Here is a 25,588-nt window from a genome sequence, read left to right on the forward strand (position 1 = left end):
GATTTTAAGCGTAAAATCACTTTGATTTGAAAAGTCGTTTTACAAAATTTGCTTTTAATTTTAAAACAGATCGTTTTTTGCACTTAAAAATGGCTTAGTTTAAGGTTATTTTTATATCAGAGCATAAAATTTCTTGCCATTTATAAAAATTTCTAGTTAAATTTATCTGTTTTATCTGGGGTTTTGGTTGGCTTAAAACTCTTAAATTTTAGATTTATCTAAAATTAGATCGTAAAACTGCTATCTGATTTTAAAATACTTCTTGATTTGAGCGCTCTTAGTTTTTGTTGCTTTAGTGGCAAATTTATGGTGTATTTTAGCTAGCCATTAAAACATCGACTAATATTACAAGCGTTTAAAATAGCTTATTTTTGTTTTAAGAAAATTTATAAATCTAAAATGCAAGGTTGAAAAATCGCACAAGTGCCATAATGCTTTAAATTTGACGTAATAAATTTAGCTTACAAATTTACTAGGCCTACTTTTAAAACATGCTCTTTTAGCCCACTTGGTATCTCGCCATTTTCAAGCGCCATTAGCTCGCTCGCTTTTAGGACATAAAAGTCTTGCAAGCTTCTGTTGGCAGACTTCTCAAGCTTTTTTGCTAGCGTGTCAAAGATATGAAACTCAGCCTCATTGCTTGCTAGTAAAAAGTCAGCCCCACTATCAAATGCAGCAAAAACTATCTTGCTAGCAAGCTTGCAAGCTAGCTCTTCATCAGCATTTAAAAGATCATATCCACAAGGCGTTTTGGCGTTTAGCTCTATAAAATTTGCCCTATATGCGCTTAAATTTGCAGGCAGTCTGTCTTTTATGGCTATCTTAAACTCTTTAAATTTACTAAGTTTTTCTATCTTTTTAAGCTCGTTTTCATATTTTGGCGCAGCTTTTACGCCTAAAATTTCTTTGAAAAATCTAATCGCCTCACTATAAATTTCGCTACCTTCAAATAGCAAATCATCAAGCTCGCAGGCTATCAAAACGCCGTTTTTATCGCCAACTAGCTTTAAAATTTCATCGTTTTTCTCATTTTTGTAAAGATGATGAGCTAGCATTATCGCGGCAGCTCCTATAAAATTTGGCTCGTAGTCTCTCACAAAATCAGCGTAAAAATAAGGCTTAAAGCTAGCGTAAAGCTCTTTGTCGGCTCTTTTACAAAAGCTAGCAAATGGCTCAAATTTCGCCCAAAAGTCATCATCGTTTATGGCAAGATCTAAAACCGCTCTTTTTTCATCAAGCGGGGCGATGCAAAGCTCGTCTCCAAATTTTTGAGCTAAATTTTCAAGTGGCTGGGCGGTGCTAACTACGACGTCATTTGCCTTGACAAAGCCTTCAAATGGGCTAAAGTAGGGGTCTATGCTCTTTACGTGGGCAAAAAGCTCGTTTAAGTTTGCAAAGTCTGAAATCTCTAAAAAATAGGGCTTAAAATATGCCAAAACATCTCTTTTTGCGTCAAATCTAAAAATCTCAACTCTTTGCATCTCTATCCTTTTTTTGGGCTTATTTTATCCTAAATTTAAAAGGAGTTTCATTATAATAGCTCAATGGATAAAGAAAATTTCACGATTGAACGCTTTAGTAACGCATATATCGGCGATGATGCGGCGGTTGCTGGCAAAATGGTCTTTAGCAAGGACATTTTTGCGCAAAATTCGCACTTTAAGCTTGGCTGGCTAAGCCTTGAAGAGATCGGCTACAAGGCGATGATCGTAAATTTTTCAGATACGATCGTGATGAACGCAAAGCCTAAATTTGCCCTTCTTGGACTTAGTCTGCCAAAGAGCTTCACGCCGCGCCAGATCAGCGAGCTAACTAGCGGCATAAATAGGGCGTGCGAGGAGTTTGGCGTAAAGATAATCGGCGGCGACACGATAAGTAGCCCCCTTTTAAACATAAGCGTTAGCGTGATCGGCGAGCTAAAGGGCAGAGCAGTGCTAAGGAAAAATGCTAAATTTGGCGATCTTGTTGCATTTACAGGCAAGCTTGGAGGCAGCCAAAAGGGGCTAAACTCGCTTCTAAGACTGGCTCAAATTTCAAAAAACTCACGCTTTAGAAAGCCTATCTTAAGAGATAAGTTTTTTTACAAAGCAGCTCATCTTATAAACTCTGCCATGGATATCTCAGACGGGCTAAAAACCGACCTTGGCAAGCTTTTAAAGGCTAGCAAAAAGGGCGCTAAATTTACAAAAAAACTAAGCAAATTTGAGCTTAGTAGCGGCGAGGAGTACGAGGTTTTATTTACCTTTAGCCCTAAAAATTTAAGCGCTATAAAAAGGATCGCCGCAAAAACTAGGACAAAGATCAACATCTTTGCAAAAATTTCACACAAAAGGTTAAGACAAAATGCAAGAAGCCACCACTTTTAAGCCGCTATATGCGCTCACCCATGCGCCCATAGAGGCATATTTTTCTAAAAATTCAGATGATTTTGTCGTGCGCGAGATACCGCTTTATGAATTTAGTGGTGACGGCGAACACTTGATCGTTGAAATTTCTAAAAAAGATATGACGACAAGTGACGCTTTGCACGCCTTAAGCGAGGTTACAGGGGCTAAGATGCGCGACTTTGGCTATGCTGGACTAAAGGACAAGCAGGGCATGACGACGCAGTTTATCTCGATGCCTCGTAAATTTGAGAGTGCGCTTGCAAACTTTAGCCACGAAAAGATGAAAATTTTAAATTTAAACGTGCATAAAAACAAGCTTCGTATCGGACATCTAAAGGGCAATAGCTTTTTTATCCGCCTAAAAAAGGTGCTGCAAAGTAGCGCTAAAAAGCTCGAGCAGGCCTTTGTCAGCATCGATAAAATGGGCTATGCAAACTACTTTGGCTACCAGCGCTTTGGTAAATTTGGCGACAATGCTAAAACTGGCCTTGAGCTACTTAAAAACGGCACTATAAATGGCAAAAAGAGCAAAAATGTAAAGCTAAATGACTTTTTGATCTCAGCCTATCAAAGTGATCTTTTTAACCGCTATCTTAGCAAAAGGGTCGAAATTTCAAGGTTTGTAAGCGACTTTAGCCTAAGTGAGCTAGGCGAAATTTATAAAAACTTTAGCAAGGATGATCTAAAGGCGATGAAGGCGCAGGAGAGCTTTTTTAAGCTTTTGCCAGGAGAGGTTTTGGGGCACTATCCGTTTGGCAAGCTCTTTTTATGTGAAAATTTAGATCAAGAGGCGCAAAGATTTGCTAAGCGTGATATCACAAGCCTTGGACTCATAGTCGGTGCAAAGGCCTATGAGGCAAGCGGCGTGGCAAAAGAGCTTGAGGATGAAATTTTCGCTGAGGCATTTTCGCTTACTTCAAAGATCGCTGGCTCAAGGCGCTTTAACTGGGCGTATCTTGAAGATACAAGCTACAAATATAACGAAGAAAACGCTCATTTTAGCTTAAATTTCACACTTCAAAAGGGCTCATACGCCACTGTTGTGCTAGAAGAAATTTTGCATAAAAATATATTTGAGTAGGGTAAATTTAAAGATAGATTTAAAAGGGTGGCTGGCTAAATTTAGCTGGTTTAAATTTAAAAAGGTCTAGCCAAAGCTAGACCTAAAACATTAAATTTAAGAAGTAAAAGAGGTAAAAACTTAAGTTCTAAAGACGCTAAGTTTAGTATTTAGCGCATCTGTCATCTTATTTAGATGCTCAGCCGCAGAAGCTATCTCTTCTACACTTCTAGCATTTTCAGATGAAATTTGATTGATCTCTGAGATGCCATCCATGATCTCATTTACGTTTTTACCAGTTGCGATGTAGTCTTGCATAGTCTTATCTGACATCGCTATGGCGTTATTCATCGTTGCGCTCATATCATTTATAGTCTTTTCAACGTCGCTTGCAACGTGGGTTAGCTCTTGAATTTGCTTAGAGTTGATACCCATTTGCTCGCTGCTGTCATTGATCGCTTGAACGATAACGTTGATAGTTGCATTTATCTCTGTTAGAGATTTTTGAGTTCTCTCAGCTAGCTGTCTAACTTCATCAGCCACGACTGCAAAGCCGCGTCCATGCTCGCCAGCACGTGCTGCTTCTATGGCAGCGTTAAGTGCAAGTAAATTTGTCTGATCAGCGATGTCGTTGATAACCACAAGGACTGATTTTACCTGCTCAGCATCACGGCTAAGCTGCTCGATCTTGCCAGCCATTTGATTTTCTACATTAGCAGAGTCTATGATCTGAGATGATAGAGATCTGATAGCCTCAGTAGCTGTTTTTATATGAGTGCTTGCCTTTTGAAGATCATCTTTGCCAGCTTGAGCAATTGAAAGTGACTCTTTCATGCTTTCTTGCATAGACTTGCATCTTTGATTTGTCTCTTCAACGATCTGGGTTGATTCTTCTACGCGTTTGCCTGTTTGAAGAGATGTAGAGCTAAGCTCATTTGCGACTGAGCTGTTTTCACTTGAAAGGTTTTTAGTATCGCTTATAAGCACTCTTATGCGCTCTATGAAGTTGTTTATATCATTACTTATTTTAGCTATCTCATCTTTGCCGTAGATCGGGATTTTAAGAGTAAAGTCAGATGTTATAGCATTTAAATTTGCTCCTAGTCTATCGATAGGATTTGCAACTAGCTTTTTAAGCAAGAAGATAGATACTATGATAAGAAGCAATGTAACTATGATGCTTGCGATGATGAAGTTTTTACTAACTACCTTTTGAGGTGTTAAAAAGTCATCAGTAACAGCTGAGCCAAGCACGATCCAGTTTAGTTTGTCAAATGGCTCAAAAGCAACTATTCGTTCAACATCACCAGTATTAGCGAATTCAACACCTTCTTTTTGTTTCGCTATTTTTTCCATAGCAGCTTTAACATCACTGCTTAGCTCTTTACCAGCTTGAGTTGGGTGGATTTCAAATTTGTTAGTTTTTGTATTAAAGATAGAGAAGTAGCCATGCTCGCCTAGCTTCATTTGTGACATTGTCTTTTGAAGATCTTCTAGGCCTTCAGTAAAGTCGTAACCTATAAATAAAACTGCTACAACCTCGCCGTTTTGAATGACTGGCTCATAAACACACATATAGTTTCTACCAAAAATATTTAAAGCACCCACATATGTTTCTTTGTTCATCATCTTTGGATAGATCGTTTTATTTAGCATACCAAGCGCTCTACTGCCATCGTCTAGTAAAAGTGAGGTAGATACAGCAGCAAATTCATTGCCTGATTTTGCAAAGATGGTTGGGATGCCGCCGTTTGTTAGCTTTTTGATCTTATCAGATATCTCGTGGTTGTTATTTAACACGCCCATTTTATCTGAGATAAGCTCTAAAGCATCGTCATTTTCAGTTTTTATGGTTTGGCTAGTGGCTCTTATATTACCTAAAGCCTCTTTTAAGACATGCATATATAGTTTTGCATTGTCTTCGTTATCTTCATCAAATAGCTCAACTGTGTCCATCGCAAGCGCAACGTTTTGCTGGATAGTTGTTTCTACTCCCTCCTTGATCTCACGCTCTAAGACATGTGATATAAAAAATACAAAGCAAGCCATACAAATGGCAAGAACTAAAGCGATGATCGCTGAGACCTTGACTAAGATGCTACGCAAATTCATCTATATCCTCCTTGGTTTAGATTTTAAGGTCTTATTATACAAATTTTTTCTCGTAAAACATATAGAATTTTAGGGAAAAATAATGAATTTTAAATTTTTGTTTGCTTTGTATTTATAATTATAACTTTTATGAAACTGGAGCAAAAATTTATAAAAAATTGCTATTTAAATTTAGCTTTTTAAGCAAAATTTATAGTTTGGCAAAAGCAAGAAATTTGCGCTTTTGAGGGATTAAAATTTAAATTTGTATCTTTTTGTTGATTTGTCGTCTGTTTTATTAGATTAGTTTAAGGTCCAAAGCAAAATAACAAAAAAGTGAAATTTGGAGCGTTTTACTCTTGTTTTTGTAAAGAAATTTTAAAAAGATTAAATAAAAAAATTAATTTCATACCAAGTTGTGACAAAATTTATGCTCAAAAATCAAAAAAATTCCTAGATAAATTTGCAAAATTTAATGAAAAATTTGGTCGCAGGGTAAATTTATATATTTTTAAATATAATCACGCTCTGGCACGGTAAGCGGTCGCTTTTGCATCTTGCAAAAGAGGAAAGTCCGAGCTGCGATAAGACAAAGTTCCATCTAACGGATGGCTAGGGAAACCTAAGGGATAGTGTAACAGAAAGCAAACTTCCGCCTTGGCGGTAAAGGTGAAACGGCGGGGTAAGAGCCCACCGGCACGCTTGGTAACTTGCGTGGCCATATAAACCCAACTTGCAGTAAGAAGGGATGGTTTTGGTCTTATATTAAAACCCTTCGCTAGAGCTTGTTTGTAAAAGCAAGCGTAGATAAATGATCGCTCAAGACAGAACTCGGCTTAACGCCGTGCCTCCCTTAAATTTAGAGTAAATTTCAAGTAGCAAGCAGTTTGTAAATTTAAAAGATTTTCAAGACAGAACCGGCAGATATGCCGTGCCTTGAAAGTTTGAGTTTAGATTAGTTTTTTACGTATTTTTGAGCTTTTTGTAGTTTTGTAAGCTCGTTTTGGATGTGTGAAGATTTAGTTTTAAAAAGCTCTATCGCGCCACCTATCAAGGCCTTTGCCTCTTGAGCCGAAGCTAAGCTTTTAAACATATCTTTGCTAAAGCTTTGTGATAGTGCAGCTAGCTTTCTTGTATCTTCGTTTATTAACGCTAGCTTAAATTCATTGATCCAGCTATTCACCTGATGTTACCTCCCTCCATGCTTCTGATAACTGCTTTACGACATTTGTTACTTCATTTAGCGCGTTAATATCGTTTTGGATATTTGCCATAGCAAGAAGCTGCATCTGTCTTGTATAAAGTCCGCTAAGATAGTGAGCCACATCGCCTTGAGAATAATCAAGCGAGTTTAAAAGCTCGACAAAGATAGCGTTTGCTCTGTTTATATAATAGACTTTTTTCTCTATATCTCCAGCTTCGATCGCTTTTTTGGTGCGAAATATAAATTTCAAAATCCCATCATAAAGCATTTCTATTAATTTAGTTGGGGACTCAATGCCCCCAAAACTCGACTGTGCGTATGCACTATATGCGCTTTGATTCATTTTTTTCTCTTATTTTCTACTGTTTATTTCAGCATCTATCATTGATTTTAGAGTTGAGAACTGATTTTCTAAACTTGCGATGATAGCGTTATACTTGATGAAGCGCTCTTGCATCGTTGTATACTTCTCATCTAAAAGCTTTTGTGTAGCCTCTTTGTTGTCTGCAATTGATTTGTTTTCATCTCTTAGCTGATTTTGCATAGCAATCATTGTGCCATCTTTGCCAACGACACCATCAAGCATCTTATTAAGTCTTGTAAATAGACCATCTGTCTTTTTGGTCACTGGATTTACAGTTGCTTCGCTCATGCCTAGGCTTGCAAGGGCTGTGCTGTTGCCTTTTATCTCCAAACTTTGACCGTCATTTCTTTTTAGGATTATTCTCTTGCCACTTTGATCAAGGCTAGCTGTGACACCCTCAATACCTGCGTCATTTATAGCTTGTTGAAGCTTTAGAGCGTTGTCCTCAGCTGATGAGCCAGCTGCGGTTGAGAAAATAACTGACTTGCCATTTATCGTAAGATCACCAGCTGCTATGTTTAGAGCTCCGGCGCTAACTGGAGCATTTCCCATGTGAGTTATCGGCTCAGTCTTGTTTGATCCCATGAAAAATCTCTGAATTTCCTCAGGATCTTTGCTAAGAGCAGCGTTAAATTTATTTAGATCAAGCTGAAGCTGACCATCTTTATCAGGCGTTATGCCAAATTTACTTAACGCCTTTCCTTCACTATCTTGTCCGTTTATGAGACGGCCGATGTTTGATCTAAGGCCTGAAATTTCGCTCACGCCTTGGAAGGTGCCGGCGCCTTTTTCCTCATCATAGCTTGTCGCGATGCCAAGGTTCATGGTCATTAAGTTGTAGTCTTTTATAAACTCTTCAACCGCTTTTATGACTTCGTCTGTATTTTGTGAAATGCTAACATTTGTTTTACCAACCTCATTTAGTGTTATAGTAACACCTGGTCTTAGATTATCAAATGTATTTTTATCCCTTTTAACATTTACGCCATTATATGTAAATTCTGCGTCTTGTGCTTTTTGAATTCTATTTTTTTCCAAATTTGATGTCATCTTTGGCGAACCATCAGGATTTGTTAATAGTGCGCCGCTCTCATCTGTGTCTTGAAACTGCGTATCATCCCAGCCAAGCTTGTCTAAGATACCAGATGTATCGTTTGAAATTTTGATAGTCTGCGTAGCGCCAGTTTTGCCTGATTGAAGCATTATTTGATTTGGTTTGTCGCCACCAACATTTAAAATTCTAGCTTGCAACTTGCCACCACTTATGTCATTTATCTTATCAACGATATCTTGATAAGTTGTCGATCTTGTCACGCCGATAGAGAATTTTTGTCCGTCGATCTCAACGTCAAATGAGCCAGTGCTTGTTGCGCCCACTATTTCTGAAGCTTTTTTGAAATTTTTGCTTTGAAATGTATCTTTTTGAGCAAGTTTTTGCACATCGATATTAAAGCTTTGCACGCTAACGCCGTTTGCAGCAGAAGCTGTGACGCTTTTGCCAGCGTTATTTGTATTTCTTTTTAGATAAAGTGCCTCGCCGCCAAGTGTTTTGCCACTAACATTTACGTTGCTAACAAGAGTTTTTAGAGCCGCAAGGTCCTTTTGCTTAAGCTCATTTTTCTCAAGCCTTGTTGTAAGTGGCTTGATCTGTCCAGCCTCATCAGCCTCTTTTAGTTTCTTGATAAGCTCATCGTTTAGGCCGCTATTTTTTGTACCGATGCCTAAATTTGTTACGTTACCTACTGCCATTTTTAACTCTCCTTGTCAAAAAGTATTCCGATACTTTCTTTGAAATACTCGCTGATTTTTATAGCTTCTTTGCTTGGAAGCTGTGTTATCTCTTCGCCCGTTTTGGCGTCTTTTACTTGCACTACCATTAAATTTAACTTCTCGTTGTAAGCAAATCTTACATTAGTATCGAGCTGCTGCATCTGATAGTTTAGCCTATCAGTAACCTCTCTTGTCTTTCTAGCAAGATCCTCGTTGCTAAGTCCGTCAAGCTCGTTAGCATCCTTTGATTTGCCGTTTTTGTCGGCATTTACTTTTACATCTGAGTGCTCGATAGGTCTGCTATCTATCTGACGCTGAGCCGACGTGCTCATGTTTGCATCAAGTGTTTGATTTGCCGCTGCTTTGAAAATTTCCATAGTTTTACTCCTTAAAACTTACGCTAGCTCCTACATCGGTAAAATTTTAAATTCCTTTAGTATTTATATAAATTTTTGATTATTTAGGTTAAAATCGAGCAAAATTTATAGGACGGGATATGAAAATTTCATTTGAATGCGACTGCATTTTGCTGCAAAAGACCTTGCTGCTTTTTTGTGGAAATTTAGCCGCTCATCATAAGGATTGTGATTTTGTAGTAAGTGACCGCGAAATCGTCACAAAAAAACCGCTATTTATAATAGGTAAGAACGCTCATCTCTCTCATCCATTCACAAGAGCCACTCTTCTTGATACGCTCGAGGAGTTTTACTCAGCCACGCAAATTTCAAAGGCAAAAGAGCCAGATCAGATAGTAAATGAAAAGAGTTTGGAGCAAAAAGTATCACTTTTAATAGATAAATTTAAAGCTGATCTGCTTGAAATTTTAAGGGCAAATCAGTGAAACTCTACACCAAAATTTCAAGTGGTAAATTTAAAGGCAAAAGGCTTGAGCTACCAAGTCTAAGCACGACTAGAAGCACAAAAAGCATCGTAAAAGAGTCCTTTTTTAATGTCATTAGAGATGAAATTTACTCGCTTACATTTATAGAGGGTTTTGGCGGAAGCGGCGTGATGGCAAGCGAGGCTGTTAGTAACGGAGCGCGCGAGGCTATCGCTATCGAAAAAGATAGAGCCGCTTTTAAGATCACTCAAAGCAATCTTGCTAGCTTAGAGTGTGCAAATTTAAAAGCGATAAATGGCGACAGCTTTGCGCTTTTGCCTGATCTTGTAAATTCGCAAAATGGCAAGGTTTTGCTCTATCTTGACCCGCCATTTGACATAAGAGCTGGCTTTGATGATATCTACGAAAAGCTTGTAAATTTGATCTCGCAGCTAAAAAAAGAGAAAATTTATATGATAGTTTTTGAGCATAACAGCGACTTTAAATTTGGCGATGAAATTTCTGCGTATAAGCTTGTTAAATTTAAAAAATTTGGAGCTACTTCTCTCTCTTATTTTCAGTAAAATTTGGAACATCTTTTGCTTTAAAAACCTAAAATAGCTAAATTTTAGGAAAAAATATGAAAAAAATTTTATCTTTTGTAGCAGCTTCAGTGATAGCTACTTCAGCCTTTGCTACGCAGATAAAAGAGCTTGCAAACATCGTTGGCGTAAGGGATAACCAGCTAATAGGCTATGGTTTAGTCGTTGGACTAAACGGCACAGGGGATGGCTCAACGTCAAAATTTACGATCCAGTCGCTATCAAACATGCTTCAAGGCGTAAATGTCAAGATAAATCCAGATGATATCAAGTCAAAAAACGCAGCCGCTGTTATGGTCACAGCAAAATTGCCTGCATTTGCAAGACATGGCGACAAGCTTGATATAGAGATCTCGTCTATCGGCGATGCAAAAAGCTTGCAAGGTGGCACCCTTCTTATGACTCCACTAAAAGGCGTTGATGGCGATATCTACGCTTTGGCTCAAGGACCTCTAAGCATCGGTGGCAAGAGCGCGGGCAGAAGTGGTGGCAACCACCCAACCGTTGGCACTATCTTAAATGGCGCCCTTGTGGAGCGTGAAGTAACTTACGATATCTACAACCAAGATAGCATAAAACTAAGCCTAAAAGATACAAATTTTAAAATCGCTCTTGATATCCAAAATGCCATAAATGCAAACATTTCAGACGATACAGCAAAGGCGATCGATCCAAGAACGGTTATTGTTAAAAAGCCAGATGATGTTAGTATCATCGAGCTTGCAAGCGCTGTGCTTGATCTTGATGTGGAGTATAAGCCAGATGAGAAGATCGTAGTTGATGAGAGAACTGGCACGATAGTTAGCGGTATAAACGCGGTAGTTAGTCCAGTCGTGATAACTCATGGCGCCATAACTATAAAGATAGAGCCAAATAGCTACGAAGAGGCAGCACAAAATGATGTAAATATAGGTAGCGACACCTCAGTAGCTCCTAGTCAAAATTTACTTAAAATTTCAGGCGAGAAAACAACCGTTGCAAACGTGACAAGAGCGCTAAACAAGCTTGGAGCAACACCAAGCGACATCATCTCGATACTTGAAAATTTAAAAAGAGTTGGCGCGATACAAGTCGATCTGGAGATAATATAATGCAAATAGACAACACCCTAGCACTAAATTCATATAGTGATATCTCAGCAAACAAGATAAAAAACGCAAATGCCAAACAAGATGCACTTTTAAAAGAGCAAACTGATGCTTTTGAAGCATTTATGGTAAAAGCTGTTCTTGATATCGCTTTAAAAGAAGATGATAAGAACTCACTCTATCCAAAAGCCGCTGGCAGCGACATTTACAAGTCTATGTATAACGACGCTATGAGCAAAGCTTTGAGTGGAAATTTAGGTTTTTCAGAACTTTTATACGATTTTTTGAAGAGAGACTCTTAAGTAAATTTATATTTTGCCGATGTAGTGATATAAACATTTTATTTTAAGAGGTATGGATATGATAACTCCTTTGAACCAAAGACCAAACTACCAGGCAAATACGCTAAATAAAAATAGCGATGCTAGAGTTGAAAATGAAAACAAAGAAGTAAAAACAAACGAAAACGCAAGAGTAAAAGAGATAGCTGATGCAATAGCAAATGGCACCTATCAGGTAGATATCTCTAAAACAGCAAAAGCTGTGGCTGATGCGTTGCTCTAAATTTAAAGGAATTTAAATGATAAAGAAGCTTTTGGACGAGGCCATAGGCGAGCTAGACGAGCTTATAAATTTAACGATGCAAGATATCGCCAACATAAAAGAGGCAAAGCACTCAAGCGTTGATGAGAGTGTGAAGAAGAAAAATGCTCTCGTGCGCGCTTTTGAAGATACTAAAAGATCTTTGGATAAAGAGCTATTAAGGGTTTCAAAAGAGAGTGGCACTACGACACTTGCAAACGTTTTATATGATGAAGTGAAGTCAAAGCTGGTGCTTATGCGTTCAAAGCTTGAAATTTTGCATAAAGTAAATAAAGAATATGCAAGACACGTCGTTGTTGTTAAGGAGTTTTTTGACTCGCTTAGCAAAAAAGTCTTTGGTACTCAGACTAATGAATACGGCCAAGACGGCAGCGGCACAGATAATAATTTTTACAAATCAAGGGTTTAAAAAATGGCTAATATCTTTATGTCATTAGGCACGGGCGTTTCAGGGCTAAATGCAGCCCAAGTGCAAATAAGCACAACTGGAAACAACATCACAAACGCCGATAGTAACTACTACACAAGACAACGTGTAGTCCAGTCTGCATCTCCAGCGATGAACACTGTCCCTGGTGGCGTTGGCACAGGTACGCAAGTAGATACTGTGACAAGACTTCACGACGAGTTTGCCTATTCAAGATTAAAATATTCATCATCAAATTTAGAAAATACAGGCTATAAGCAAAGAATTTTACAAGAGGCGACAAAATACTTCCCAGATCTAAAAGATAACGGCATGGTAAAAGATATACAGGAGTATTTTGCTGCGTGGAACAACTTTGCTTCAAACCCAGACGAGGGCGCTCAAAAGGTAAATTTGATAAACAAAGCTAGCGTTTTAACAGCTAGCATCAACCGCTCATCAAAGATGCTTTATGATATGCACACGCAGATAGATGAGACTATAAAGATAAATATAAACGAGATAAACTCACTTGGCAAGCAAATAGCAAATATCAATAAACAAATTCAAAGAGTTGAATCTGGCGCAGATGCTGGCATCAAGATAAATGCAAACGATCTTCGTGACAAGCGCGATGAGCTAGAGCTTGCTATGTCAAAGCTAGTAAATACAGCCGTTTATAAAAGCGATCTAAAAAGCGAGTCAAGGATAGATACAGGCATAAGCGATCAAGGAAGATACTACAACCTAAACATAGGCGGTGTGAGCATCGTTGATGGCGTAAATTTTCATGAAATTTCTATGAGCTCAACCGAGAGTGGGCAATACACAAAAATTTACTATGAAAGAGAAGATGGCAGACGCATCCCTATGGAGGAGAAGATCACAAATGGCAAGATAGGCGCTGCACTTGATCTTAGAGGCCGCAACTACGAGCCAGATAATGATAAATTTAGCGATGGTATCATCCAAAAATATATCGACAACCTAAATACATTTTCAAAAACTTTAATAACTAGCACAAACAACGTCTATGCTGAGTCTGCGGTTGAAATTTCAAACTCAGATCCGATCAGCTATCTAGAAAATGACAAGACACTTATGAACCACGACAACAGCATAAGAAACGGCAGTTTTGATGCTATCGTTTATGACAACAAAGGTAACGTCGTAGCTAAAAAAACTATCGAGATAAACGGCACAACGACGATGAATGATACAAAATACGGCAACTCTGTTGTGCAGGATTTTAACTCAAATTCAGACGATAACAACGACAACAACATGCTAAATGACGTCGATGACTTTTTTGAAGCGTCGTATTTTTATGATAAAAACACGCACCAAGGCACATTTGCGCTCATACCAAAGCAAGCTCAAGGGCTTTATAGCATCTCAATAGTCGATCACGGCACAAATTTCCCAGGCGTTGTTGGTATCAACAGATTTTTTTCTGGCACAAACTCAAATACAATAGGCATCAATCAAAATTTCACCCAAGATCATACAAAGCTTCGCGCATACTCAAAGCCAGTCGTGGGAAACAACGAAGTCGCAAACAAGATGATACAGCTTCAGTACCAAAAGCAGACATTTTACTCAAGTGGCACTGCGCTTGATAGAGATGAGACGATCGAGGGATATTACCGATATTTTACGACCGATATGGCGAGCGATACCGAGGCAAACAACACTATCCACGACACAAATACATCTTTGCAAAGGACTGCCGAAGAGGAGTTTCAATCAACAAGTGGCGTAGATACCAACGAAGAGCTTACAAACTTGATCCGCTTTCAAGCAAGCTACGGCGCAGCTGCAAAGATCATCACGACCGTTGATCAGATGCTTGATACGCTTCTTTCACTAAAACAATGAGCGAACTAAAGAGCCTTTTAGACTCACACGTACTTAGTAAAAATACAAATTCGGGGCTATTTGACGCCCCGGACCCACTTCAAGTAGCTACTAAATTTAAAGAGCCAAACATAGCACTCATTTGCGCGTTATTTGCCTATGGCAACGCAAAAATGATAGTGAAATTTCTAAATTCGCTTGAATTTAACCTGCTTGATGAGAGCGAGCAAAATATCAAGAAAAATCTGTCAAATTTTAAATACCGCTTTCAAAATGAAAATGATGTGAGAGAAATTTTTATCACGCTCTCACGCCTGAAAAAAGAGGGTGGTATAGAGGAAATTTTAGGTAGAGGGCTAGCAAAAAATGGCGAGATGATAGAGGGCGTAAATGAGCTTATTAAATTTATTTATGGGCTAAATTCTTACCGCTCGGACGGATATGAGTTTTTCTTTGGTAAGAGCTTTAGCAAAGAGCCACAAAGCCCATATAAACGCTACAATATGTACCTTCGCTGGATGGTACGAGATAGCGACATCGACCTTGGGCTATTTAAAAATTTGCCAAAAGATAGACTTTTGATGCCACTTGACGTGCACACGCATAGAGTTTCGTTAAATTTAGGCCTTATAAATAGAAAGAGCTACGACTTCAAAGCAGTCATGGAGCTTACAAAAAAACTTAGAGAATTTGACGAGCTTGACCCGATAAAATATGACTTTGCACTTTACAGAATAGGCCAAAGCAAAGAGCTAGAAACTATCGTAAAAAATCTCAAAAAATAAAAATTATTGCTAAATTTTTAAATTTTAGATAGACTTCACCTACAATTTTATCCATAAGGAGTGTGTATGAAAAAAATCGTTTTACTAAGTGCTGTTCTAGGAACACTACTTTTTGCTCACGAGGGTCATCACTTTGATCCAAAGGCTGGCGAGCATCTTGTGATCCCAGTTAGCGAACTAAGCGAAAAAGGCGACAAAAACGTTGGCGAAGTAGTAGCTGTTAAGACAAACTACGGCGTTGCACTTTTCCCAAATCTTAAAGGTCTTCCTGCAGGACTTCACGGCTTCCACGTTCACCAAAATGCTGACTGTGGCGCGACTGAAAAAGGTCTTGGTATGAAAGCAGGCGGTCACTGGGATCCAGCTGAAACAAAAATGCACTCATTTGCATGGGACGACAATGGCCACAAAGGCGATCTACCTGCGCTTTACGTAGACGCTGAGGGTAATGCAAACTACCCAGTGCTAGCTCCAAAGATAAAAAATCTTGACGAGCTAAAAGGTCACTCACTAATGGTTCATGTCGGTGGCGATAACCACAGCGACCAGCCAAAAGCACTTGGCGGTGGCGGTGCTAGAATGCTTTGCGGCGTTATTAAATAATTAAACCTCACAAAAAGCCTTTAAATTTATATATTTAAAGGCTTTTTAAATTTAGTGCTCAAATTTAACCCCATTTCTAAGATGAAATTTCAAAATTTTAAACTTAAATTTACAAAGAATAAAAATGGAATTTGACCTACTTAGCTACACTGTCTTTTTTATCGCCGCGTTTTTGGGTGGTTTTATCGACGCGATCGCAGGAGGCGGCGGACTGATCACTCTGCCAGCCATCATGGCTATGGGCGTGCCACCTCATCTTGCCCTTGGCACAAACAAGCTTCAAGGCGTATTTGGCAGCTTCACGGCAACGCTAAATTTCACTAAAAAAGGGCTGATTAATTACAAAGAGTGCTTTGTTGGAATAGTTTTTACATTTATTGGAGCCCTCATTGGCGCAACGCTCATCTTATTTTTAAATGCAAATTTCTTAAAAATAATCATCCCATTTTTACTAATCGCCATCTTCATCTACACGCTTTTTATGCCAAAAATAGGCGAGAGCGACAGGGCTGCAAAGATGAATGAGAGGCTATTTTACGTCGTTTTTGGACTAATTCTTGGCTTTTATGATGGCTTTTTTGGCCCAGGTGCAGGCTCGTTTTGGATGTTTGCGATGGTGGCTTTAATTGGGCTAAATTTAAAAAAGGCGGTCGCTCACACAAAAGCTTTAAATTTCACCAGCAACATCGTAGCACTTGGCGTTTTTATAGCAGGCGGGCAGATACTTTGGCTAGTTGGCTTTTTGATGGCTGTAGGGCAAATTTTAGGAGCTTATTTTGGCTCAAATTTGGTCATCAAAAAAGAGGTCAAATTTATTAGAACGATGTTTTTGATAGTTGTCGCAGCGACCATTTGCAAACTGCTTTTTGACTATTTCAAGACTTAAAATTAAAAATGTTTTAACAATAATTTTGTTACAATCACGCAAAATTCTAAATCTAAGGTAAATCAATGAAAGATTTGTTTCTATTCTCAAATTTGCTAAACCATTCACATGCCTTTGTCTATGCGTTTCACTTTTGCCTTGTAGCTTTGATCATCCTCATAGTTGCTTACATCGCAAGAAGCAAGATGCAGCTTGTGCCAAGAGGCCTTCAAAACATAGTTGAGGCTTATTTAGAGGGTGTTATCTCTATGGGCAAGGATACTTTAGGTAGCGAAAAGCTAGCTAGAAAATACCTTCCACTTGTCGCAACTATCGGCTTTATCGTATTTTTCTCAAACGTCATCGGCATCATCCCTGGCTTTGAGTCACCAAGCTCAAGCTTAAATTTAACTCTAGTTTTGGCTTTGGTTGTATTTATTTACTACAACTTTGAGGGCATTAGAGAAAATGGCTTTTTCAAATACTTTGGACACTTCATGGGACCAAACAAATTTCTAGCTCCTATAATGTTTCCAGTCGAAGTCATCTCACATCTTTCACGTGTAGTTTCGCTATCTTTCCGTCTTTTTGGTAACATCAAAGGTGACGACTTGTTCTTGCTTGCGATGCTTACACTTGCACCTTGGTTTGCTCCACTTCCTGCCTTTGCACTTCTAACACTTATGGCTGTTTTGCAAACATTTATCTTCATGATGCTAACTTACGTTTATCTAGCTGGCGCAGTCGCTATTAGCGAGCACGAACATTAAAATTTAAAGCCATATTTTTATATGGCTTTTCTCTTTTAAATTTATTCTTCAAAAACCTTTTTAACCCATATAAATATATCACCAAAGCACTCCTTTAGATATTTTAAAAGAAAGTATCGCTAAAATACGCACTAAAAATTTGCATAAATTTAAAGGTAAAAATATGTTTGAAGTCGTTATCGGTTTAGAAGTTCACACTCAGCTTAATACAAAAACTAAAATTTTCTGCTCTTGCTCAACTAGCTTTGGCGACGAGGCGAACACTCACGTTTGTCCGACCTGCCTAGCTCTGCCTGGAGCGCTACCTGTGCTAAATAAAGAGGCGGTCAAAAAGGCGATCAGCTTTGGCACAGCGATAAACGCTAAGATAAATAAAAAATCAGTCTTTAATAGAAAAAACTACTTCTACCCAGACCTTCCAAAGGCATATCAAATTTCACAGTTTGAGATACCTATCGTTGAAGGTGGCGAGCTCATCATCGACGTAAATGGCACTAAAAAACGCATCGGCGTAACAAGAGCGCACCTTGAAGAGGACGCTGGCAAGAACATCCACGAAGAAAACGAGAGTTTAGTCGATCTAAACAGGGCCGGCACGCCGCTTCTTGAGATAGTTAGCGAGCCAGACCTTAGAAGTAGCGACGAGGCGGTGGCTTATCTTAAAAAATTGCACTCTATCCTTCGCTTTTTAAACATCAGCGACGCAAATATGCAAGAAGGTAGTTTCCGCTGCGACGCAAACGTTTCTATCCGTCCAAAAGGCGACACCAAGCTTTACACAAGGGTCGAGATAAAGAACCTAAACTCATTTAAATTTATCCAAAAGGCGATTGATTATGAGGTAGAGCGCCAAAGTGCAGCATGGGAAGATGGCAAATACGATGAAGAGGTCTATCAAGAGACAAGGCTGTTTGACACGACAAATTTAGTGACAAGATCTATGCGTGGCAAAGAGGATAGTGCGGAGTATAGGTATTTTCCTGACCCTGACTTGCTGCCTGTTGAAGTATCAGAAGAGATGTATAATGAAGCGATCAAAATTCCAGAGCTTGCCGAGCAAAAGGTCGCAAGATATGTTAGCGAGCTAGGTGTAAAAGAGAGTGATGCGCTAAATTTAACCCAAAGCGTTGAGATGGCTAGATATTTTGAGGAGCTGATCGCCGCTGGAATTCAGCCAAAGCTTGCTACTACGTGGCTCATAGTCGAGCTTCTTGGTCGTTTAAATAACGGCGTAACGATCGAGACAAGCCCAGTTAGCAGCGCCAAGATGATAAATTTACTAAAACGCATAGAAGATGGCACGATAAGCGGCAAGGCTGCAAAAGATGTGCTAGACTATCTAATGGAGCATGACGCGGACGTAGATAGTGTCATCGAAAAGCTTGGCTTAAAACAAGTGAGCGACGACTCAGCGATCATCGCGATCATAGATCAAATTTTAGCTGCAAACGCCGACAAAGTCGAAGAGTATAAAAACGGCAAAGATAAGATGTTTGGCTTCTTTGTCGGTCAAGTGATGAAAGAGGGCAAGGGTGCCTTTAACCCAGGCAAGGTCAATGAGCTTTTAAAGGCCAAAATAGGCTAAAAAAGGGCTAAAATGAGCATAGCAGTCATCGGAGCTGGTAAGTGGGGCAGTGCGCTATTTCACGCATTTAGTGAAAATAACGAGTGCGTCATTAGCTCAAGAACGCCAAGAGAGATGCCAAATTTTGTAAGCTTAGAGGAGGCTTTGGAGTGCGAGTACCTAGTCTGCACGATCCCAACGCAAGCTACAAATTTATGGCTAAAGCAAAACTACAAAAACAAAGGTCAAAAGATCTTAGTCGCCAGCAAGGGCATAGACACGGCAAATCTCAAATTTCTAAATGAAATTTATGAAGACTTTGTGGATAGTGAAAATTTGGCTTTTCTTTCTGGGCCGACCTTTGCAAAAGAGATCATGCAAAAGCTGCCTTGCGCATTGGTGGTAAATTCTAAAAACCAAAATTTAGCTTTAAAATTTGCCTCATTTTTCCCAAGCTATATGAAGGCATACACATCTGATGATGTGATCGGCGCTGAGGTGTGTGGAGCCTATAAAAACGTGATCGCCATAGCTGGTGGTATCTGCGACGGACTTGGTCTTGGTAACAACGCAAGAGCAAGTCTCATTTCACGTGGGCTTGTCGAGATGGCTAGATTTGGCAAATTTTTTGGTGCAAAAGATGAGACATTTATGGGGCTAAGTGGCGCAGGGGACCTGTTTTTAACCGCTTCATCGATACTTTCACGCAACTACCGCGTGGGTCTTGGCATCGCAAGGCACGAGAGACTGGAGAAAATTTTAAATGAGCTTGGCGAGGTGGCAGAGGGCGTGGATACTGCAAGGGCTATTAGCAAGATCGCAAAAGAGAGAGGCATTTACGTGCCGATTGCCAGTGAGGTAGAAAATATGCTAAATGGCAAAGACGTTTTTGAGAGCGTTAAATCGCTTTTGGGAAGAAGATGAGAGCTTTTAAATTTATACTTTTTGGGGCTATTTTTGCTCTGGGGCTAAATGGCGCTGAGGTGAGCCTAAGAGCCAAGGTCTCGCAGATGATAATGGTCGGCTTTAACGGCGCTAGCACAAAAGACGCTGCGTTTCGCGCGATGTTAAGCGATGCTGGGTACGAGAGATTTGGCGGAGTGATGCTACTTGGCAGAAATGTCACCAGCAAAGCCCAGCTAAAAGCGAGCATAAAGGCGATTAAAGAGAAAAGCCCTAAAATTTTCATCGCTATCGACGAAGAGGGCGGCAACGTAAGCCGTATGAAGGACAAGAGCTTTGATGGCCCATATCCTAGCGCATACGAGGTCGCAAGCACGCTTGATATCAAAAGTGCATACGATCTCTACTCAAAAATGGCTATAAATTTAAAAGAGTGCGGCATAAATTTAAATTTCGCCCCAGTGGTTGATCTGCACGATGAAAACTCACCGATCATCGCCGCTAAACAAAGGGCTTTTAGCGAGTATGCGAGCAAGGTTGTGATCTACGCTGATGCCTTTATGGACGCATTTAAAGAGCAGGGCATCCTAACGACACTTAAACACTTTCCAGGGCATGGCAGCTCAAAAGAGGACTCACATAAAAATAAGAGTGAGGTCACGCTAAGTAAAGACGCGCTTTTGCCATACAAAGACGCCATAAGCACTGGTAGAGCGCAGATCATCATGGTCGGACACCTTTTTGTAAAAGGCATCGACGAGGACAATCCAGCCACACTTTCTAAAAAAATAATAACCGATCTTTTGCGAAATGAGCTTAAATTTAATGGTGTGGTTATCAGCGATGATATGCTGATGAAAGGCGTTGGCGACGAGACATTAGCTCAAAAAGTGGTGAAATTTATAAACGCTGGTGGCGATATCTTGCTCTTTAGCGAGTTTAAAATAAACAACCAAAGAACGGCTGATCTGATCACTCAGATCATAATCGATGCTGTAAATGAGAAAAAGATCAGCAAAGAGCGAATCGACGCTTCATATAAGAGGATAATGGCTCTAAAAGCGAAGATTTAAATTTGGCTTTTATAAGTTAGGCTAGCAAATTTGCGTTATTTTCGTCTTTTTCAAGATCAAAATATAAAATTTCAAGCCACATTTCATCGTCGTATCCAAACTTCATAAACTCTTGTTTTATATCCTCTATCTTTGGATATATTAGGTAAAGCTTGTCACACTCGTGTTTTTTGCCGTAGGCGTAGAGTTGATATAGGTCGGCTTGTGAGATATCATCTTTTGACTTTATGATCTTCCATTTTGTGTCAGCTATAAATTTGCTTTCTAAAAATATATCAGGCCTTAGTTTAAAACTTTTTGGCTCTTCTACGAGATGTTTTTCTGAGTGCTGTAATATAGTGCCTGGAAAGCTTTTCTTTATAAAATCTCCAACATAGCTTTCAAAAAGCGCATTCATATCAAATAACAAGGCAAAGGCTAGATCATCGCCCTTGTATGGTGTAAAAGAATTGCTAAGCAAAAAGATCTTACACCATAAAAGAGTTTGCTCATAGTGCTTTACTTGGCGGTTTATAACAAGCTTTGCAAAGAAATTTTTATAATCCTCACACTCCGAAACCTCATCAAATATAAACAAAAACTCGCGTATTTTTTGCTGATTTTTACTAGAATTTGACTTTTTGTATAGAAATTTAAGCGTTGTTTTTATGATTTGATTTATCTTTATGTCGCTTAAAAATTTGCTGTATCCTACGTAAAACCGCTCTTTGTGGATGCTATTTCTTTTTATCTGCTCGTTTATATTAAGCTTCCCTTTTAGGAAATTTAGGTTCTCTTCTAGCGCCACATAGTCGCTTTTTATCCCCTTTTTTACAAGAGCTTCAAGCTCGCACAAAAACATAGAGATAAAAATTTCCAAAAGCGGTAAATTTTGTGTTTTTAAACTGGCTAAATTTGAGCTTTTAAATGGGAAATTTTTTAGCGTTCTTAGCATTTTTATAAAAACTGCTTTCGATCTTTCGGCATCGTTTTTGTCTGCTATTTTTGGCAAAATTTCTATCGTTAAACCACTTTTTGTTTGCAAAACCCCGACATAGTTTCTAGCTTGTATAAATTTCCCGCCAACCCCGCTTGCTATCCTTAAAAAAGGCGCATTTTCATCGCTATTTTTAAGGATAAAATTTTCTATATCGCCAAAGTCTTTTTTGTCTATATCGTGCTTATATATACGCTCAAACTCAGTTATCGTTATCTGACTTTGCTTCATCTACTTGGCTACTTGTTGAATTGTAAATTTTTAGATAGTTTTGCTCGTTATAAAAAGCATCTTTGTCTATTTCGTATAAAATTTTATCGTTTATATAGTCCGTGTTGCTTTTAAATAAAGCATTTGCTGACTTCTTTTCTTTGATAAATTGACTCTCACCTAAAACCAGCCTTATCTTCTCCCAGTCGTCGTAAAAATACTCTTGTAGTAGCGGTAAAATTTTGTTTTTAAAGACATTTGCAAGCGTTTTTAAGTCTGACACATTTATAAAATAAGCATGCCCTATCGTGTGATCTCTGTCGTAAAGATACTCTATGCGCTCGTTTATCGTTTTTAGCATTTTTCCGATATCTATATCAGCGACTTTTTTTAGGTCACTATACTCTGGCATCATCTCTACAAACTCAAACCTTCTTCTAAGTGCCGTATCCATAAGAGCTATGCTGCGATCCGCCGTATTCATCGTGCCTATTATGTATAAATTTGACGGCACTCCAAATTTTTCTTTTGAGTATGGCAGCTCGACTATTATCTCATCATCTGCACCTAGCCTTTTTGACGGCTCTATAAGAGTTATGAGCTCACCAAAAATTTTAGAGATATTTCCGCGGTTGATCTCGTCGATAAAGATGGCATATTTTGGTGTGTTTTCATTAAAAAACTTTTGTCGCTCATCTTTTGGCAAATCGCAAAAATCCCTAAGTTTGCCTTTGTAATCACTAAGAAGCAAGGCATTTTCGCAGCACTGATAAAAAATGCCTTTTGATATCTCATAAGTTATATCGCCATCTTCGTTTTCGTCATCAAATACTGGCTTTATACCCTCAACAAATTCCTCATATCCATAGCTTTGGTGAAATGTTATAAATTTTATTTGTCCACTTCGTATATATCCATCAAATTTCTTTTTTAGATCATTTCTGTTTTCGCTTATATCAACTTTTCTTTCTTCTATTATCTCGATAGCTTTTGTCACTGTGGTGTATGTCTTTCCGGTTCCTGGAGGGCCGTATAAAATTTGATTAAGTGATAAATCTGTTTTGCTTTTTCCTTGTTTGTTGTCTGTTGTTGGCATTGTTATTCCTTTGCTATTTTCAAAATCCATGTAATAATTTGCTGCACGCATATATTTATCAAAAGTTTGTTCATTTTTGCCTGTTTTTATAAATTCTTTTTCTAAATATGTTGTATTTGTATTACTATAATCAGAAAATGAATAAATTTTATTATCTTCTAAAAAACTAACGAAGTTTTTTAAATAAGAATGATAGGCTTTAACAGAGCTATTCTTCATATATTTATTATTATCGCAGTAGTCTTTAAAACCGTCATAGTCTATATCCTCAAACACACTTACTCCTTTAATTTTCAAAATTTAGCAAAGTCGCTTTCACAACCCATCAAAGTCTTTTTTTAGTTCGTCCCTTAGCTCTTCGGCTCTATCTTCGCCGTTTTTTAAATTTGCCTTTACAAAGCCATCGATCTCGTCTAAAATTTCAACAAGTTCGCTCTCCCAGTTTGCATTTTCTTGTTTTAAAAGCGCCTCTAGCTTATCTCTTGTCTGCTCGAGCTTATCAAGCGCCTTGTCTTTATCATTAGCCTCATTTAGCGCATCTTCAAAGAGTATATCTTGTCTTAAAGCATTTATCTTTTTTTGTATGATATTGCAAAATTTAGGGTATTTTTCAGCGTTGTTTAAATTTTCCAAAACCTCTTGCGCAGCTTTTTGATAGGCAGGTACCGCCCCTTCTTCGTCAAGCTTTTTGGTGAGTTTTTGCACCTGAAAGTATAAAATAAGCGCCGCAAAAAACGCTAAGAGCAGGTAGATCGTGATGCTATTCATTTTTATTCCTTTTTGTGATTTTGTTTATGCTGATGATGGCGAGTGCCAGCCAGATGAGGCAAAACGAGACGATCTTATAGACGTCTAAGGTTTCGTTAAAGATAAAGACCGCGCAAAGGATCGCTATGGTCGGCGAGATGTATTGCAAGTAGCCGATAGTGGTTAAATTTATCCTTGTGGCAGCTGCGTTAAAAGCGACTAATGGCACGATGGTTACGAGGCTTGAAGTGATCATTAAAACCGAGTCTTTGTTTAGTCCAAAGTGGCTTTGCGAGTGAAAAACCAGCCACAAAATGTAGCCAAAGGCAAACGGAAAAATAAAGAGTGTTTCTATAAAAAGTCCGTTAAATGCGCTGATCTTTGCCTTTTTTCTAACGACGCCGTAAAGTCCAAAGGATAGCGGCAAGATGATAGAGACTAGCGGTAGGCCGCCTTGAAAATAAATTTGTACAAAAACAGCGACCATGACGATACAAACGGCCACGACGCCACTTTTGCCAAGGCGCTCTTTAAAGACGATGACGCCAAGTAGCATGTTTATCAAAGGATTGATAAAGTAGCCGATGCTGGTATCTAAAATTTTACCGTTGCCGACAGCATAGACGTAGACGCCCCAGTTTATGCTAATGAGCGTGCCGCTTAAAAATAGCGCTTTGAGCGAGCCTATGTCTTTAAGCAATGTCAAAATTTCATTCATTTTGCCGCTAAGATATATGACTGCAGCCATTAGAAAAAACGACCAGATGATCCTGTGGGCTAAAATTTCATAAGCGTCCACCTCTTTGCTAAAGAGGTTGAAATAAACCGCTAAAAAGCCCCACATAAAAAAGGCGCTAAGCGCGAGAATAACGCCTTTTTGGCTCTCATTTAGTCTTGGTATTTTTGTCGCCTTTTATAGAATTTATACTATCTATCATCAAAAGTGTGACCGAGATGGCTAGGCAGATCATCAAAAAGTATGAGCTTTTCTCCAGTCTCTCGCCGATGGCAAATGAGACAAAAAGCATCATTATAGGCTCAAAATATGTAAGCAAACCTAGTACATTTATCGGCACTAGCGTGCTTGAGAGGATCTGGGCGATGAGGGCTATGCCGCTTATAGCACCAAGCAAGATGAGCAGATAGTAGATGTTTGGATTTTGGCTCATCACGTAGTTCATATCGGCTGTGAGCGCAAAATAAAATGAGAATAAAAACATAAAAATTATCTCTATAACAAAGCTTGAGAAATTTGCAAGGTTGTAGTACTTTCTAATGGCAAAATAGACTGGATAAAGGCAAAAAACTACAGCGCTCTCCCACGAGATGCCACCACTAATGACTGCTGTGCTAAAGACGCCAAGGGCTGCAAAAAATATCGACGCCATCTTTGTTTTTGAGAGGTGCTCTTTGAAAAATATCCGTCCAAAAAGGACCATGACTATTGGCATGATGAGGTAGCCAATAGAAACTTTTAGCGCTGCACCGTTGCTTGGTGCCCAGAGATAGAGCCACATCTGAAATGAGACGATGAGCGAGGTAGCAAGCAAAACTAGTAAAATTTTAGGTTTTAGCTTTATTTTTAGAAGTAAAAATTTGAAATTTCGCTGCTGTTTTAACAAAAAAATGGCGGCGATGACAAAAGGCATGGCAAAGATCATGCGGTATCCAATAAGAGCTTGTGTGCTGATGGGGTTCATGAGCACTGACATGTAGTAAATGCAGTTAAATAAAACTGATGCCA

26 protein-coding genes, 1 other RNA gene and 2 pseudogenes are annotated in these 25,588 nt (G+C 38.8%); 17 read left to right on the forward strand and 12 right to left on the reverse strand.

Features of this window, described 5'->3' with window-relative positions:
• Positions 1 to 461 precede the first annotated feature (461 nt).
• The gene (locus tag MTT09_RS05090; RefSeq protein WP_429802954.1) at positions 462 to 1,481 is read right to left on the reverse strand and encodes a DUF5644 domain-containing protein; all 1,020 of its coding nucleotides are present in this window, start codon (positions 1,479 to 1,481) and stop codon (positions 462 to 464) included.
• Between the two features lie 63 nt (positions 1,482 to 1,544).
• On the opposite strand from MTT09_RS05090, the gene MTT09_RS05095 reads away from it, so the two are divergent.
• Both MTT09_RS05095 and truD read left to right on the forward strand, forming a co-directional pair.
• Positions 1,545 to 2,366 (forward strand): thiamine-phosphate kinase, encoded by an 822-nt coding sequence (locus tag MTT09_RS05095; protein ID WP_429802956.1) that lies wholly within the window; start codon positions 1,545 to 1,547, stop codon positions 2,364 to 2,366.
• Entirely contained in the window at positions 2,344 to 3,468 is a 1,125-nt protein-coding gene (gene truD, locus MTT09_RS05100) for a tRNA pseudouridine(13) synthase TruD (RefSeq protein ID WP_103646542.1), read from the forward strand. The genes MTT09_RS05095 and truD overlap by 23 nt, the downstream gene beginning before the upstream one ends.
• Positions 3,469 to 3,588: 120 nt before the next feature.
• On the opposite strand, the pseudogene MTT09_RS05105 reads toward truD, so the two are convergent.
• Positions 3,589 to 4,641, reverse strand: a pseudogene (locus MTT09_RS05105) (methyl-accepting chemotaxis protein); the annotation flags it as partial.
• Positions 4,642 to 4,665: 24 nt separating this feature from the next.
• A pseudogene (locus tag MTT09_RS05110) lies at positions 4,666 to 5,559 on the reverse strand (Cache 3/Cache 2 fusion domain-containing protein); the annotation flags it as partial.
• Between the two features lie 507 nt (positions 5,560 to 6,066).
• Between MTT09_RS05110 and rnpB the strand changes: the two are divergent.
• An RNA gene (gene rnpB / locus MTT09_RS05115) (RNase P RNA component class A) lies at positions 6,067 to 6,393 on the forward strand.
• A gap of 100 nt (positions 6,394 to 6,493) precedes the next feature.
• Here rnpB and MTT09_RS05120 read toward each other — a convergent pair.
• From MTT09_RS05120 to MTT09_RS05135, 4 genes are read right to left on the reverse strand one after another with little or no spacing between them, the layout of a single operon-like run.
• The gene (locus tag MTT09_RS05120) at positions 6,494 to 6,721 is read right to left on the reverse strand and encodes a hypothetical protein (protein WP_429802959.1); all 228 of its coding nucleotides are present in this window, start codon (positions 6,719 to 6,721) and stop codon (positions 6,494 to 6,496) included.
• Positions 6,714 to 7,085: a flagellar export chaperone FliS gene (gene fliS / locus MTT09_RS05125; protein WP_009293744.1), complete on the reverse strand. Its 372-nt coding sequence runs from the start codon at positions 7,083 to 7,085 to the stop codon at positions 6,714 to 6,716. Before fliS ends, MTT09_RS05120 begins: the two co-directional genes overlap by 8 nt.
• Before the next feature lie 9 nt (positions 7,086 to 7,094).
• Positions 7,095 to 8,855, reverse strand: a complete 1,761-nt coding sequence (fliD, locus tag MTT09_RS05130) for a flagellar filament capping protein FliD (RefSeq protein WP_429802961.1) — start codon at positions 8,853 to 8,855, stop codon at positions 7,095 to 7,097.
• Positions 8,856 to 8,857: 2 nt separating this feature from the next.
• The gene (locus tag MTT09_RS05135; RefSeq protein WP_021089781.1) at positions 8,858 to 9,253 is read right to left on the reverse strand and encodes a FlaG family protein; all 396 of its coding nucleotides are present in this window, start codon (positions 9,251 to 9,253) and stop codon (positions 8,858 to 8,860) included.
• Positions 9,254 to 9,372: 119 nt separating this feature from the next.
• Here MTT09_RS05135 and MTT09_RS05140 point away from each other — a divergent pair, with 119 nt between their 5' ends.
• The 14 genes from MTT09_RS05140 to MTT09_RS05205 all read left to right on the forward strand — a co-directional run bounded on the left by MTT09_RS05140 (position 9,373) and on the right by MTT09_RS05205 (position 20,815).
• Positions 9,373 to 9,717 carry a hypothetical protein gene (locus MTT09_RS05140; protein ID WP_012001654.1) on the forward strand — a complete coding sequence of 115 codons (345 nt, stop codon included), beginning with the start codon at positions 9,373 to 9,375 and terminating at the stop codon, positions 9,715 to 9,717.
• Entirely contained in the window at positions 9,714 to 10,280 is a 567-nt protein-coding gene (rsmD, locus tag MTT09_RS05145) for a 16S rRNA (guanine(966)-N(2))-methyltransferase RsmD (protein ID WP_103605396.1), read from the forward strand. Before MTT09_RS05140 ends, rsmD begins: the two co-directional genes overlap by 4 nt.
• A 56-nt stretch (positions 10,281 to 10,336) precedes the next feature.
• Positions 10,337 to 11,389 (forward strand): flagellar basal body P-ring protein FlgI, encoded by a 1,053-nt coding sequence (locus tag MTT09_RS05150; protein ID WP_429802963.1) that lies wholly within the window; start codon positions 10,337 to 10,339, stop codon positions 11,387 to 11,389.
• Complete coding sequence (locus MTT09_RS05155; protein ID WP_103605394.1) at positions 11,389 to 11,688, forward strand: rod-binding protein; 300 nt, start codon at positions 11,389 to 11,391, stop codon at positions 11,686 to 11,688. Before MTT09_RS05150 ends, MTT09_RS05155 begins: the two co-directional genes overlap by 1 nt.
• A gap of 58 nt (positions 11,689 to 11,746) precedes the next feature.
• Positions 11,747 to 11,950: a flagellar biosynthesis anti-sigma factor FlgM gene (locus MTT09_RS05160; RefSeq protein WP_035142326.1), complete on the forward strand. Its 204-nt coding sequence runs from the start codon at positions 11,747 to 11,749 to the stop codon at positions 11,948 to 11,950.
• 16 nt (positions 11,951 to 11,966) lie between these two features.
• Positions 11,967 to 12,398, forward strand: a complete 432-nt coding sequence (locus tag MTT09_RS05165; protein ID WP_429802965.1) for a flagellar export chaperone FlgN — start codon at positions 11,967 to 11,969, stop codon at positions 12,396 to 12,398.
• A gap of 3 nt (positions 12,399 to 12,401) precedes the next feature.
• Complete coding sequence (gene flgK, locus MTT09_RS05170; RefSeq protein ID WP_002942291.1) at positions 12,402 to 14,273, forward strand: flagellar hook-associated protein FlgK; 1,872 nt, start codon at positions 12,402 to 12,404, stop codon at positions 14,271 to 14,273.
• Complete coding sequence (locus MTT09_RS05175; protein ID WP_429802967.1) at positions 14,270 to 15,037, forward strand: TIGR02757 family protein; 768 nt, start codon at positions 14,270 to 14,272, stop codon at positions 15,035 to 15,037. Before flgK ends, MTT09_RS05175 begins: the two co-directional genes overlap by 4 nt.
• Positions 15,038 to 15,103: 66 nt before the next feature.
• Positions 15,104 to 15,640: a superoxide dismutase family protein gene (locus MTT09_RS05180; protein WP_196088398.1), complete on the forward strand. Its 537-nt coding sequence runs from the start codon at positions 15,104 to 15,106 to the stop codon at positions 15,638 to 15,640.
• A gap of 124 nt (positions 15,641 to 15,764) precedes the next feature.
• On the forward strand, positions 15,765 to 16,526 hold the full coding sequence (locus MTT09_RS05185) for a TSUP family transporter (protein ID WP_429802969.1): 762 nt from the start codon (positions 15,765 to 15,767) through the stop codon (positions 16,524 to 16,526).
• A gap of 65 nt (positions 16,527 to 16,591) precedes the next feature.
• Positions 16,592 to 17,275, forward strand: a complete 684-nt coding sequence (locus MTT09_RS05190; RefSeq protein ID WP_002942300.1) for a F0F1 ATP synthase subunit A — start codon at positions 16,592 to 16,594, stop codon at positions 17,273 to 17,275.
• A gap of 163 nt (positions 17,276 to 17,438) precedes the next feature.
• The gene (gatB, locus tag MTT09_RS05195) at positions 17,439 to 18,860 is read left to right on the forward strand and encodes an Asp-tRNA(Asn)/Glu-tRNA(Gln) amidotransferase subunit GatB (protein WP_429802971.1); all 1,422 of its coding nucleotides are present in this window, start codon (positions 17,439 to 17,441) and stop codon (positions 18,858 to 18,860) included.
• 12 nt (positions 18,861 to 18,872) lie between these two features.
• On the forward strand, positions 18,873 to 19,763 hold the full coding sequence (locus tag MTT09_RS05200) for an NAD(P)H-dependent glycerol-3-phosphate dehydrogenase (RefSeq protein WP_429802973.1): 891 nt from the start codon (positions 18,873 to 18,875) through the stop codon (positions 19,761 to 19,763).
• Positions 19,760 to 20,815 (forward strand): glycoside hydrolase family 3 N-terminal domain-containing protein, encoded by a 1,056-nt coding sequence (locus MTT09_RS05205; protein WP_429802975.1) that lies wholly within the window; start codon positions 19,760 to 19,762, stop codon positions 20,813 to 20,815. The genes MTT09_RS05200 and MTT09_RS05205 overlap by 4 nt, the downstream gene beginning before the upstream one ends.
• A gap of 16 nt (positions 20,816 to 20,831) precedes the next feature.
• Here the strand turns inward: MTT09_RS05205 and MTT09_RS05210 are convergent, their stop codons facing one another.
• The 5 genes from MTT09_RS05210 to rarD (MTT09_RS05230) are packed head-to-tail and all read right to left on the reverse strand — an operon-like array spanning position 20,832 to position 25,556.
• Positions 20,832 to 22,022 (reverse strand): McrC family protein, encoded by a 1,191-nt coding sequence (locus MTT09_RS05210; protein ID WP_429802977.1) that lies wholly within the window; start codon positions 22,020 to 22,022, stop codon positions 20,832 to 20,834.
• Positions 21,994 to 23,373 carry an McrB family protein gene (locus MTT09_RS05215; protein WP_429802979.1) on the reverse strand — a complete coding sequence of 460 codons (1,380 nt, stop codon included), beginning with the start codon at positions 23,371 to 23,373 and terminating at the stop codon, positions 21,994 to 21,996. Before MTT09_RS05215 ends, MTT09_RS05210 begins: the two co-directional genes overlap by 29 nt.
• Positions 23,374 to 23,412: 39 nt before the next feature.
• A complete protein-coding gene (locus MTT09_RS05220) occupies positions 23,413 to 23,865 on the reverse strand; it encodes a hypothetical protein (protein WP_429802981.1) in 453 nt (150 codons plus the stop codon).
• Complete coding sequence (gene rarD, locus MTT09_RS05225) at positions 23,858 to 24,745, reverse strand: EamA family transporter RarD (RefSeq protein ID WP_429803712.1); 888 nt, start codon at positions 24,743 to 24,745, stop codon at positions 23,858 to 23,860. The genes MTT09_RS05220 and rarD (MTT09_RS05225) overlap by 8 nt, the downstream gene beginning before the upstream one ends.
• The gene (gene rarD, locus MTT09_RS05230) at positions 24,729 to 25,556 is read right to left on the reverse strand and encodes an EamA family transporter RarD (protein WP_429802983.1); all 828 of its coding nucleotides are present in this window, start codon (positions 25,554 to 25,556) and stop codon (positions 24,729 to 24,731) included. The genes rarD (MTT09_RS05225) and rarD (MTT09_RS05230) overlap by 17 nt, the downstream gene beginning before the upstream one ends.
• Between the last annotated feature and the right edge of the window lie 32 nt (positions 25,557 to 25,588).

The organism is Campylobacter concisus (assembly GCF_050447505.1).
In the GTDB taxonomy this organism is placed as follows: Bacteria; Campylobacterota; Campylobacteria; order Campylobacterales; family Campylobacteraceae; genus Campylobacter_A; species Campylobacter_A concisus_BP.